The organism is Acidovorax sp. GW101-3H11 (assembly GCF_001633105.1).
Lineage (GTDB): Bacteria > Pseudomonadota > Gammaproteobacteria > Burkholderiales > Burkholderiaceae_C > Acidovorax.
The window spans coordinates 43,509-54,845 of sequence record NZ_LUKZ01000003.1; the positions used below are offsets into that span (position 1 = coordinate 43,509).

An 11,337-nucleotide genomic window follows, 5' to 3' on the forward strand; every position below is an offset into this window, starting at 1 on the left:
CGTTCTATGGATTCCACTGCTTCCCCCGCCGCACTGCAAGGCGTGCGCGTCATCGAGATGGGCCAGCTCATCGCCGGGCCGTTTTGTGGCAAGACGCTGGGCGAGTTTGGCGCCGATGTGATCAAGATAGAAGCCCCCGAGACCGGCGACCCCTTGCGCAACTGGCGCCTGATCAAGGGAGGCACCTCCGTCTGGTGGCAGGTGCAGTCGCGCAACAAGCGCTCTGTGGCGCTGGACCTGCGCCAGAAGGAGGGCCAAGCAATAGCCCGCCAGCTGATTGCCGAGGCCGACGTGCTGGTCGAGAACTTTCGTCCCGGCACGCTGGAGGGCTGGGGCATGTCGCCCGACGAGTTGCATGCGCTCAACCCCGGTCTGGTGATCCTGCGCATTTCGGGCTACGGCCAGACCGGGCCGTACCGCGATCTGCCGGGTTTTGGTGTGATCGGCGAGGCCATGGGCGGGCTGCGCCACCTGACGGCCGAACCGGGCCGCGTGCCGGTGCGTGTGGGCGTGTCCATCGGCGACACGCTGGCCGCGCTGCACGGCACCATCGGCGTGCTCACGGCGCTGTACCACCGCAAGGTCAACGGTGGCAAAGGCCAGGTGATTGACGTGGCGCTGCACGAGGCCGTGTTCAACGTGATGGAAAGCCTGATCCCCGAGTACAGCGCCTTTGGCGCGGTGCGCGAGGCGGCGGGCAGCGCACTGCCGGGCATTGCGCCCAGCAACGCCTACCCCTGCCAGGACGGCTGGGTGCTGGTGGCGGGCAATGGCGACAGCATCTTCAAGCGGCTGATGACGGCCATCGGCCGCCAGGACCTGGCCGATGCCCCCGACCTGGGCAGCAACACCGGCCGCGTGGCGCGGGTGGGCGAAATCGACACCGCGATTGGCGCCTGGACGGCCGCCCGCTCGGTACAGCAGGTGATGGAGACTCTGGGCGCCGCCCGCGTGCCTGCAGGCAAGGTCTACACCGCCAAAGACATTGCCGAAGACCCGCACTACCGCGCCCGCGACATGCTGCTGACGCAAGAGACACGCGATGGCTACAGCGTAGAAGTGCCCGGCATCGTGCCCAAGCTCTCGGGCACGCCGGGCAGCATTCGCCGCAGTGCGCCGCATCTGGGGGATGACACCGACGCCGTGCTGGCCGAGGCAGGCCTCACGGCCGAGCAGATTGCGCTGCTGCGCAGCAAGGGGGTGATTCAATGAGTGCATCCAGCACCGTATGGCAGGGGGCAAACCGCCGCATCCACATGCAAGAGGTGGGGCTGCGTGACGGCCTGCAGATGGAAAAAGCCTTTGTGCCCACGGCCGACAAGATCGCGCTGTGCAATGCGCTGTCGGCAGCGGGCCTGTCCAAGATCGAGGTGACTTCGTTCACATCGCCCACCGCCATTCCGGCGCTGAAAGACGCCGAAGTCGTGATGCGCGAGATCACGCGCCGCCCGGGCACGGTCTACACCGCGCTGGTGCCCAACCTGCGCGGGGCAGAGCGCGCCATCGAGTCGCGCACGGACGAACTGAATCTGGTCATGTCCGTCAGCGCTACCCACAACCTGGCCAACCTGCGCATGACGCAGGAACAGTCGTTTGCGGCGCTGGCGCAGGTGGTGGCCCTGGCGCAGGGCGCCAACGTGGCGGTGAATGTGTCGCTGTCGTGTGTGTTTGGTTGCCCCATGGAAGGCGATGTGGCCCAGGCCGATGTGTTTGGCTGGGTGCAGCGTTTTGTGGATGTGGGCGTGCGCGGCATCACGCTGTGCGACACCACGGGCATGGCCTACCCCACACAGGTGCACCAGCTCACGGCAGCGGCCCGCGCGCGCTGGCCGGGCGTGGAGTTCACCTTGCATTTCCACAACACGCGCGGCATGGGGCTGGCCAATGTGCTGGCGGCCATTGATGCGGGTGCTGACCGGTTCGACGCATCGCTGGGCGGCCTGGGCGGTTGCCCCTACGCGCCAGGCGCCAGCGGCAATGTGTGCAGCGAAGAGATCGTGCATGCGCTGGCGCTGATGGGCTATGACACCGGGGTGGACCTGGTGCAACTGGTGGCCGCTGCGCAGCAGCTGCCTGCGTTCATCGGCCACGACATTCCGAGCCAGATCGCCAAGGCGGGCCCGCGCCTGGCGCTGCACCCGGTGCCAGCGGATTTCGAGGCGATCCGCGAAAGATCGCTGTCCCGCTGAAGGCGGGCGAGCCTGCATTCCCCATAAAACCAGGAGACAAAACCATGGCATTCCAAACCCCACTGTCCCGCCGCATCTTCACCGCTGCCGTGTTGTGCTCTGCCGCCTTCGCTGCGGGCGCGCAGGACAAGTACCCGTCCAAACCCATCACCGTGGTCGTGCCCCAGGCCGCCGGCGGCGCCAACGACGCCATTGCGCGCGTGGTGGCGCAAAAGCTGGGTGAGCAACTGGGCCAGAGCGTGATCGTGGAGAACCGCCCCGGCGCAGGCGGCACCCTGGCCACGGGCACCACGGCCCGTGCGCGCAATGATGGCTACACGCTGCTGCTCACGGCCGACAGCGCCCATGTGATTGGCCCCGCGCTGTACAAGAACCCGGGCTTTGACCCGGTGAAGGACTTTGCCCCCGTGGCGCCCGTGGCCACGGCCGGTTATGTGCTGGTGGCGCACCCGTCCTTTCCCGCCAACACCGTGGCCGAAATGGTCGCCCTGGCCAAGGCCAGCCCTGGCAAGTATTCGATTGCCTCAGCAGGCAATGGCACGCTGAACCACCTGATCGGCGAAATGCTGCAAAAGGCCGCAGGCATCCAGTTGCAGCACATCCCCTACAAGGGCTCCGCCGCTGCCGCCACTGACGTGGTGGGCGGGCAGGTGCCGCTGTCGGTGCAAAGCCTGCCGTCGGCCATCGCGTTCATCAAGGCGGGCAAGCTCAAGGTGCTGGGTGTGGTCAACGAAAAGCGTGTGGCCGCGCTGCCCGATGCTCCCACCATTGGCGAAACCATCAAGGGCTTTGGTCAGGCGCCCTGGTATGCACTGTTTGCACCGGCGGGCACACCCGCGCCCATCGTCGCGCAACTGCAGGCCGAGGTGGCCCGCGCGCTGGAGCACAAGGATGTGGTCGAGAAACTGGCCACCGTGGGCTGCGAGCCCTTCAAGGGCACGGCGGCGCAGCTGGCGGCGCTGGTGCAGTCCGACCTGCCCAAGTGGAGCCGCGTGGTCAAGGAGACGGGCGCCACAGTCGATTGACCGCGCTTCTTTCTTGGCTCCCAACGGTTCCTCGCTTTTCAGATTTTTGACAACAACGACAACGGAGACATCGTTTTCATGAAAACCACCCGCAAGCAGTTCACCACCCTCGCCCTCGCCGCACTGGCCACGGGCTTCATCGGCCATGCAGCGGCGCAAGGCGCCTACCCGTCGAAGAACGTCACCCTGGTGGTGCCCACCGCCGCCGGTGGCACTACCGACCTGTCGGCCCGCATGCTCGCGCAGGCCCTGGCGCCGGTGCTGGGCCAGTCGGTCATCGCAGACAACAAGGGCGGGGGCAACGGCAACATTGCCGCCAGCGCCGTCAAGCGGGCCGAGGCCGATGGCTACACGCTGCTCATGCAGTACTCGGGTTACCACGTCATCTCGCCCCACATCACCAAACAAAAGCAGTGGGAGCAGAGCGACTTCCAGCCCGTGGCCAACGTCATCTCGGCCCCGCAGATCATTGTGGTGCGGGCCGACCTGCCGGTGAAGACGCTGCCCGAGCTGATTGCCTACGCCAAGGCCAACCCCGGCAAGCTCAACTACGCCTCGTCAGGCAACGGCTCGCTGCAGCACGTCACGGGTGCCATGCTGGAACAGCAGGGCGGTATCAAGATGGTCCACGTGCCCTACAAGGGCACGGGCCCCGCGCTGCAGGACCTGCTGGGCGGCCAGGTGGACCTGACCTTTGGGACGGCGCCACCTTTCATGCCCCACATCGCCAGCGGCAAGCTGCGCGTGCTGGCCGTGACGGGCAAGCAGCGCCTGCCCAGCCTGTCCGACGTGCCGACCACGGCCGAGGCGGGCTACCCCAAGGTCGATGCGACCTCGTGGTTTGCGGTGTTTGCACCCGCCGCCGTGCCCAAGGCCGTGGTGGACAAGCTGACGGCCGACATCCGCACCGTGGTGCAGAACCCGGCCTTCCAGCAAAAGGCGCAGGAGCAGGGCGCCACGGCCGACTACCAGACCCCGGCGCAGCTGGGTGACAAGGTGAAGGCCGATCTGGCCAACTGGGCCACGGTGGTGAAAACATCCAAGATCGAGGCGGAGTGACCTGGAGGGGGTAGAAAATCTGATCAAAAAAGCTTGCTGCCGCCCGTTAGGTAAGCGTTAGTAGCTATTGATTTCATAGTGCACGGACCTTGGCGCGCGCAAGGCCACAATACGCGCCATGTCTGATGTGCATTCCGAAGAACTCCTGGCGCAGGTGGCTGCGCTGCCCGCGCTGCCGGGCGTGTACCGCTATTTCGACGCGCAGGATGCGCTGCTGTATGTGGGCAAGGCGCTCAACCTCAAGCGCCGGGTGTCCAGCTACTTTCAGAAGAACCATGGCGGCACGCGCATCGGCCACATGGTCAGCAAGATAGCTCGCATGGAGACCACGGTGGTGCGCTCCGAGGCCGAGGCGCTGCTGCTGGAAAACAACCTGATCAAGACGTTGAACCCCAAGTTCAACATCCTGTTCCGCGACGACAAGAGTTATCCCTATCTCAAGATCACCGGCACGCCGGGCACCCATACGCGGGGCGATGCGCCGGGGCAGGTGTTTCCGCGCATGGCGTACTACCGGGGCGCGGTCGATAAAAAACACCGGTACTTCGGCCCGTACCCCAGCGCCTGGGCGGTGAAGGAAACCATCCAGCTGCTGCAAAAGGTGTTCCGGCTGCGCACCTGCGAAGACACGGTGTTTGCCAATCGCACGCGGCCCTGCCTGCTGTACCAGATCAAGCGCTGCACCGGGCCCTGCGTGGACCTGATCTCGCCCGAGGCCTATGCCGCCGACGTGTCGCATGCCGAGGCGCTGCTGCGCGGCGAAACGCAGGAGCTGCTGCAGGCGCTGGAGGTGCGCATGATGGCGCACTCCGACAAGCTCGAATTCGAGCAGGCGGCCGAGGTGCGCAACCAGATCCAGGCGCTATCGCGCGTGCTGCACCAGCAGTCCATCGAGACGGTGGACGACAAGGACGTGGACATCCTCGCCGTGCGCGTACAAGGTGGCCGCGCCTGCGTCAACCTGGCCATGGTGCGCGGTGGCCGCCATCTGGGGGATAGGCCGTACTTCCCCGTGCATGTGGAAGACGCTGCGGCGGTGTATGCGGAAGAGGGCGGCGAGGGGGTAGACGCAGCGGAGGGCGTTGACGGGGAAAACACCGCGCCTGCGCAGCCCACCCGCCCCGTGGAGGCGCTGGTGCTTGAAGCCTTCATCGCCCAGCACTACATCGGCGTGCCCGTGCCCCCGATGCTGGTGACCAGCGTGCCGGTGGACAAAGCATTGCTGGACGCGCTGACCGAACAAAGTGGTCTGCGCGTGAACGCCATCCACCAGCCCCGCGAGCAGCGCCGCGCCTGGCTGGACATGGCGCAGAAGAACGCCGACCTGCAACTGGCGCGGCTGCTGGCGGAAGAGGGCTCGCAGCAGGCCCGCACCCGCGCGCTGGCCGAGGCACTGGATCTGCCGCCCGAAGACCTGGAGCAGCTCACCATCGAGTGCTTCGATATCTCGCACACGGCGGGCGAATCCACCCAGGCGTCGTGTGTGGTGTTCCACCACCACAAGATGCAGAGCAGCGAATACCGCCGCTACAAGATCGAAGGCATCACGGGTGGCGACGACTACGCCGCCATGCGCCAGGTGCTCACGCGCCGCTACAGCAAGGTGGTGGAGGCGCAGCGCGAGGAGGGCGGCATCGACTATGCGAAGTCTCCCGAGGCGCAAGCCGCAGCCCGCCCCAAGGGCCAGGCGCGTTTGCCCGATCTGGTACTCATCGACGGCGGCAAGGGCCAGGTGGGCGTGGCACGCGAGGTGTTCACCGCGCTGGGGCTGGACCTGACCCGCATCGTGGGTGTGGAAAAAGGCGAGGGCCGCAAGGTGGGCCTGGAAGAGCTGGTGTTTGCTGATGGGCGCGAAAAGGTCTACCTGGGCAAGGACTCGGCCGCGCTGATGCTGGTGGCGCAGATCCGCGATGAGGCGCACCGCTTTGCCATCACGGGCATGCGCGCGGCGCGGGCCAAGGTGCGTGTGGGCGGCGGGCAGCTCGAAGAGATTGCGGGCGTGGGGCCCAAGAAGCGGGCGCGGTTGCTGCAGCGGTTTGGCGGGGTGCGTGGTGTGGCCTCGGCCAGTGTGGAAGACCTGGCCACGGTGGACGGCATCTCGCGCGAACTGGCCGAAGAAATTTATAAGGCGCTGAGATAAGCCTTGTTGCCAGCGCCACGGCCTTGCCGTGACACAATCGCCGCCATGTTCTGGACTATCCCCACCTTGATGACCTGGACGCGCATCGTCGCGATACCTTTGATCGTGGGGGTGTTCTATGCACCGCTGGACCCGGCCACACGCAATCTCATTGCCACCGTGATGTTCGTGGTGTTTGCCGCCACCGACTGGCTGGACGGCTACCTGGCCCGCAAGCTCAACCAGACCTCGTCCTTCGGCGCCTTCCTCGACCCGGTGGCCGACAAGTTTCTGGTGTGTGCGTCGCTGCTGGTGCTGGTGCATCTGCAGCGTGCCGACGTGTTCGTGGCCCTCATCATCATCGGCCGCGAGATCGCGATCTCGGCCCTGCGCGAATGGATGGCGCAGATCGGTGCGAGCAAGAGCGTGGCGGTGCACATGATCGGCAAAGTCAAGACCACGGTGCAGATGCTGGCTATCCCCTTCCTGCTGTACGACGGACGCCTGTTCGGCGTGATCGACACGGGCGTGTGGGGCACCTGGCTCATCTGGGCATCGGCCGTGCTCACGGTCTGGTCCATGGTGTATTACCTGCAGAAGGCGCTCCCCGAAATCCGGGCCCGCGTTAAGTAAATTCCAAGCTTTTTAGACTGCTTGCGCGCTCTGGGTAAGCGCTGGTAGCTATATTTTCAGGAGCATTCGCGTGGCGAAACATCGCATTGCCGTGGTGGCCGGTGACGGCATTGGCAAAGAGGTCATGCCCGAGGGCCTGCGCGTGCTGGACGTGGCCGCGCGCAAGTTCGGCATCGACCTGCACTTTGACCATTTCGACTTTTCGAGCTGGGACTACTACGAGAAGCACGGCAAGATGCTGCCTGACAACTGGAAGGAGCAGATCGGCAGCCATGAGGCCATCTACTTCGGCGCCGTGGGCTGGCCCGAGAAGATCGCCGACCATGTTTCGCTCTGGGGTTCGCTGCTGCTGTTCCGCCGCGAGTTCGACCAGTACATCAACCTGCGCCCCGCGCGCCTCATGCCGGGGGTGATTGCCCCCGTGGTGCGCCGCGACGGCAGTCCGCGCCTGCCCGGCGAGATCGACATGCTGATCGTGCGCGAAAACACCGAAGGCGAATACTCCAGCATCGGTGGCCGCATGTACGAAGGCACGCCGCGCGAGATCGTGATGCAGGAGACGGTGATGTCACGCCACGGTGTGGACCGCGTGCTGAAATTCGCCTTCGATCTGGCCCAGTCGCGCCCCAAGAAACACCTGACCAGCGCCACCAAATCCAACGGCATCGCCATCACCATGCCGTATTGGGACGAGCGTGTGGCCGAGATGGCCAAGTCGTATCCGGATGTGAAGGTGGACAAGTTCCACATCGACATCCTCACGGCCCACTTCGTGCAGCGCCCCGACTTTTTCGATGTGGTGGTGGCCAGCAACCTGTTTGGCGACATCCTCTCGGACCTGGGGCCGGCCTGCACGGGCACCATCGGCATTGCGCCCAGCGCCAACCTCAATCCCACGCGCACCATGCCGTCGTTGTTCGAGCCCGTGCACGGCTCGGCGCCCGACATTGCGGGGCAGGGCATTGCCAACCCGATCGGCCAGATCTGGTGCGGCGCGATGATGCTGGACTTCCTGGGTTACCGCGCCGCGCACGATGCGGTGCTGGCCGCGATCGAGGCCGTGCTGGACCCGCAAAGTGGCGGGCCGCGCACCCCTGATCTGGGCGGCAAGTCCGGCACGCAGGACGTTGGCAAGGCCATTGCCGAGGCCCTGTCGGCCGTTTGAGTGGCGCCGGAATTGGAGTGTCAATACGGGATGCTGCCCATACGGCGTGTTTGAGACAAAACGGCCCTGCAAGCCCTGTCGCAGCGTGAAATACGACTAGAATTCATTGCAACGCTGCCTCAAATCAGCGTGCTGTATTGACACTCTGAAACTCGATGGCTTTAATCTGATGCAGCAGCCACTGCTGTGTATGCCAGTCATTCCCCCGCCTGTTTCCTGTCAGCCCTCGGCTGTGCCGTCAGACGTGTGAAGACCAGATATCCGCGAGACATTCCATCAACTCTTTTCCGAGAGGCTTCTTGTGAACAAAACCGAACTGATTGAGCACATCGCTACCAACGCCGACATCTCCAAGGCCGCTGCTGCGCGTGCCCTGGAATCCACGATCGAGGCTGTCAAGAAGACTCTCAAGAAGGGCGGCACGGTGTCGCTCGTCGGTTTTGGCACTTTTGCTGTGGGCAAGCGCGCTGCCCGCACCGGCCGCAATCCCCGTACTGGCGCTACGATTAAAATCAAAGCTGCTAAAGTTCCAAAGTTCCGTCCTGGCAAGGCATTGAAAGATGCCTTGAACTGAGGATCAAGTTTAGGTGGGGTCCTTAGCTCAGTTGGTAGAGCGGCTCCTTTACACGGAGTAGGTCGGCGGTTCGAGACCGTCAGGACCCACCATCACCGAACAAAGGCGAACGCAAGTTCGCCTTTTGTTTTTTGCCTCTTGAAAGATCGACCATGTTTGAATCCATCCGCAAGCACTCCAAGATCGTGATGATCTTCTTGTTCTTGCTGATCATTCCTTCGTTTGTGCTGGTAGGCATTGACAGCAACTACTTCTCTGAAAAGAGCCCGGTGGTGGCGCGTGTCGATGGAGACAACATCAAGCAGACAGACTGGGACAATGCCCACCGCATGGAGACAGACCGCATTCGCGCGCAGTCTCCCACGGTCGATCCCAAGTTGCTGGATTCGCCCAGCGCACGCTACGCCACGCTGGAGCGCCTGGTGCGCGACCGCGTGCTGGCTGCTGCCGCGCAGAAAATGCACCTCGTCACCAGCGACGCGCGCCTGGCGCGCAGCCTGCAAGAAATCCCGGCGATTGCCGGGCTCAAGCGCGCGGATGGAACCCTGGACGCCGAAGCCTACCGCGCCCTGGTGGCCGGCCAGGGCCTCACGCCTGCAGGTTTCGAGGCCAATGTGCGCCGCGACATCTCCGTCAACCAGGTCATGGGCGGCGTGATGGGCTCGGCCTTTGGTACGGATGCGCAGGTCAAGCTGGCCCTGAACGCCTTGTACGAGCGGCGCGACATCCAGGTGGCACGTTTCAATGCATCCGATTTCGCGAACAAGGTCACGCCCACGGATGCGGACCTCGAAACCTATTACAAAGCCCATCCTGCTCAGTTCCAGCAACTGGAACAGGCGGCCGTGGAGTATGTGGTGCTGGACCTCGACAGTGTGCGCGCCACCATCTCCCTGAGCGAAGACGACCTGCGCACCTACTACAAGGAAAATGTGGCGCGCATGACGGCCAAGGAAGAGCGCCGCGCAAGCCACATCCTCGTCAATGCCGCCAAGGATGCACCGGCTGCAGACCGCGAGAAGGCCAAGGCCCGCGCCGCTGAGCTGCTCGCCCAGGTGCGCAAGGCGCCAGCGAGCTTTGCGGAGGTGGCGAAGAAATCCTCTGACGACAAGGGCTCGGCCGTGGTCGGCGGGGACCTCAACTTCTTCGCTCGGGGCGCCATGGTCAAGCCTTTCGAAGATGCGGCCTTTGCACTGAAGAAGGGCGAGATCAGCGATGTGGTGGAGAGCGATTTCGGCTTCCACATCATCCAGTTGACCGACATCAAGACGCCCCGCCAGCCCTCGTTCGAGGAGCTGCGTCCTTCGATGGAAGCCGAACTCAAGCAGCAGCAGGCCCAGCGCAAGTTCGCCGAAGTAGCCGAGTCCTTCACCAACGGTGTGTACGAGCAGGCAGACAGCCTGCAGCCGGTGGCCGACAAGCTCAAGCTCAAGGTACAGACGGCCACGGGGGTCACCCGTACTCCTGCGCCGGGCGCCAAGGGCCCCCTGGCCAATGCCAAGTTCCTGGAAGCGCTGTTTGCATCGGACTCCGTGCAGAACAAGCGCAACACCGAGGCCGTCGAAGTGGGCCCCAGCCAGATGGCCGCAGGCCGCGTGACGACCTACACCCCGGCACGCACTTTGCCGTTGGACGAAGTGCGTGCCCGCGTGCGCACCCTCTATGTGGCCGAAAAGTCGGCCGAACTGGCGCGCAAGGAAGGCGAGGCCAAGCTGGCCGTCTGGAAGGCAGCGCCTGCTTCGGCCACGGGCCTTTCTGCCGCCACGGAAGTGTCGCGTGAGCAACCCCAGAACCTGCCCCGCCCGGTGATTGACGCCGCCTTGCGCGCACCTGCCGATGCCTTGCCCGGCTGGACAGGTGTGGACCTGGGGGCCGCGGGCTACATGGTGGTCAAGGTCAACCGCGTGGTGCCCCGCCAGGCGCCCGATGCGCAGCGTGCCCAGCAAGAGCGCCAGCAGTACGAACAGTGGCTGACGACCGCAGAAGGCTTGGCTTACTACGAATTGCTCAAGCAACGCTTCAAGGTGCAGATCAAGGCCCCGCGTCCTGACGCTGCAGCCCAGGTCACTGCAGAAAATTAAGCAATTTGGTCTTGGGGGCAAAAACCCAGGCTATAATACAAAGCTACGGTGGCTGTAGCTCAGTTGGTAGAGTCCAGGATTGTGATTCCTGTTGTCGTGGGTTCGAGCCCCATCAGCCACCCCAAAATGCAAAGCGCTGCAACGGAAACGTTGCAGCGCTTTTTGCTTTGTGGCTGCGCATGAAGCGGCGTTAGGCAGAGACCCGGAGCCGGCCGAGTCGGCGGGGCGGGGCGAGTCCAAGCCGCAGAGGGCCTGTTTGGGGGCTCGGTCGTTTCCGGCGCTTCCGTGAAGCGGTGTGGGGGGATTGGGAAAGACGTGGCCAGAAGATGGCCCGGAGGAGTTCGCAAACTGCCTTGTAACCCGCATGAATGCTAGGTTTCGATAGGGAGTTTTGAGAAAATACCATCAAAAGTACCATCTTTTTCATTGGTGTCCCTACCGTAGTGTCCATCAGACAGTGGGGCTCCGGGTGGCCTCCGCATCCTGGGGGGC

General features: G+C 64.3%; 9 protein-coding genes and 2 tRNA genes. All 11 read left to right on the forward strand.

Annotation, left to right across the window (positions count from 1 at the left end; all coding sequences use genetic code 11):
- Positions 1–6: 6 nt before the first annotated feature.
- The 11 genes from A1D30_RS03765 to A1D30_RS03815 all read left to right on the forward strand — a co-directional run bounded on the left by A1D30_RS03765 (position 7) and on the right by A1D30_RS03815 (position 10,969).
- Positions 7–1,212: a CoA transferase gene (locus tag A1D30_RS03765; RefSeq protein WP_063459624.1), complete on the forward strand. Its 1,206-nt coding sequence runs from the start codon at positions 7–9 to the stop codon at positions 1,210–1,212.
- The gene (locus A1D30_RS03770; protein ID WP_063459469.1) at positions 1,209–2,189 is read left to right on the forward strand and encodes a hydroxymethylglutaryl-CoA lyase; all 981 of its coding nucleotides are present in this window, start codon (positions 1,209–1,211) and stop codon (positions 2,187–2,189) included. The genes A1D30_RS03765 and A1D30_RS03770 overlap by 4 nt, the downstream gene beginning before the upstream one ends.
- A gap of 44 nt (positions 2,190–2,233) precedes the next feature.
- Positions 2,234–3,214 (forward strand): tripartite tricarboxylate transporter substrate binding protein, encoded by a 981-nt coding sequence (locus A1D30_RS03775; RefSeq protein ID WP_063459470.1) that lies wholly within the window; start codon positions 2,234–2,236, stop codon positions 3,212–3,214.
- Positions 3,215–3,292: 78 nt separating this feature from the next.
- On the forward strand, positions 3,293–4,273 hold the full coding sequence (locus tag A1D30_RS03780; protein ID WP_063459471.1) for a tripartite tricarboxylate transporter substrate binding protein: 981 nt from the start codon (positions 3,293–3,295) through the stop codon (positions 4,271–4,273).
- A gap of 118 nt (positions 4,274–4,391) precedes the next feature.
- Positions 4,392–6,413 carry an excinuclease ABC subunit UvrC gene (uvrC, locus tag A1D30_RS03785; RefSeq protein WP_063459472.1) on the forward strand — a complete coding sequence of 674 codons (2,022 nt, stop codon included), beginning with the start codon at positions 4,392–4,394 and terminating at the stop codon, positions 6,411–6,413.
- Positions 6,414–6,458: 45 nt separating this feature from the next.
- Positions 6,459–7,025 (forward strand): CDP-diacylglycerol--glycerol-3-phosphate 3-phosphatidyltransferase, encoded by a 567-nt coding sequence (pgsA, locus tag A1D30_RS03790; protein WP_026436902.1) that lies wholly within the window; start codon positions 6,459–6,461, stop codon positions 7,023–7,025.
- Positions 7,026–7,095: 70 nt separating this feature from the next.
- Complete coding sequence (locus tag A1D30_RS03795) at positions 7,096–8,190, forward strand: tartrate dehydrogenase (RefSeq protein ID WP_082836308.1); 1,095 nt, start codon at positions 7,096–7,098, stop codon at positions 8,188–8,190.
- A 301-nt stretch (positions 8,191–8,491) separates the two neighbouring features.
- A complete protein-coding gene (locus A1D30_RS03800; RefSeq protein ID WP_008906675.1) occupies positions 8,492–8,764 on the forward strand; it encodes an HU family DNA-binding protein in 273 nt (90 codons plus the stop codon).
- A gap of 16 nt (positions 8,765–8,780) precedes the next feature.
- Positions 8,781–8,856: transfer RNA gene (locus A1D30_RS03805), tRNA-Val, on the forward strand.
- Between the two features lie 60 nt (positions 8,857–8,916).
- Complete coding sequence (locus A1D30_RS03810) at positions 8,917–10,845, forward strand: SurA N-terminal domain-containing protein (protein WP_063459473.1); 1,929 nt, start codon at positions 8,917–8,919, stop codon at positions 10,843–10,845.
- A 48-nt stretch (positions 10,846–10,893) separates the two neighbouring features.
- Positions 10,894–10,969, forward strand: a tRNA-His gene (locus A1D30_RS03815).
- Positions 10,970–11,337 lie beyond the last annotated feature (368 nt).

Bases quoted from the DNA above. Each gene is read 5' to 3' on its own strand.
- A1D30_RS03765 (WP_063459624.1), top strand. From the start codon at position 7: ATGGATTCCACTGCTTCCCCCGCCGCACTGCAAGGCGTGCGCGTCATC.
- A1D30_RS03770 (WP_063459469.1), top strand. From the start codon at position 1,209: ATGAGTGCATCCAGCACCGTATGGCAGGGGGCAAACCGCCGCATCCAC.
- A1D30_RS03775 (WP_063459470.1), top strand. From the start codon at position 2,234: ATGGCATTCCAAACCCCACTGTCCCGCCGCATCTTCACCGCTGCCGTG.
- A1D30_RS03780 (WP_063459471.1), top strand. From the start codon at position 3,293: ATGAAAACCACCCGCAAGCAGTTCACCACCCTCGCCCTCGCCGCACTG.
- uvrC (WP_063459472.1), top strand. From the start codon at position 4,392: ATGTCTGATGTGCATTCCGAAGAACTCCTGGCGCAGGTGGCTGCGCTG.
- pgsA (WP_026436902.1), top strand. From the start codon at position 6,459: ATGTTCTGGACTATCCCCACCTTGATGACCTGGACGCGCATCGTCGCG.
- A1D30_RS03810 (WP_063459473.1), top strand. From the start codon at position 8,917: ATGTTTGAATCCATCCGCAAGCACTCCAAGATCGTGATGATCTTCTTG.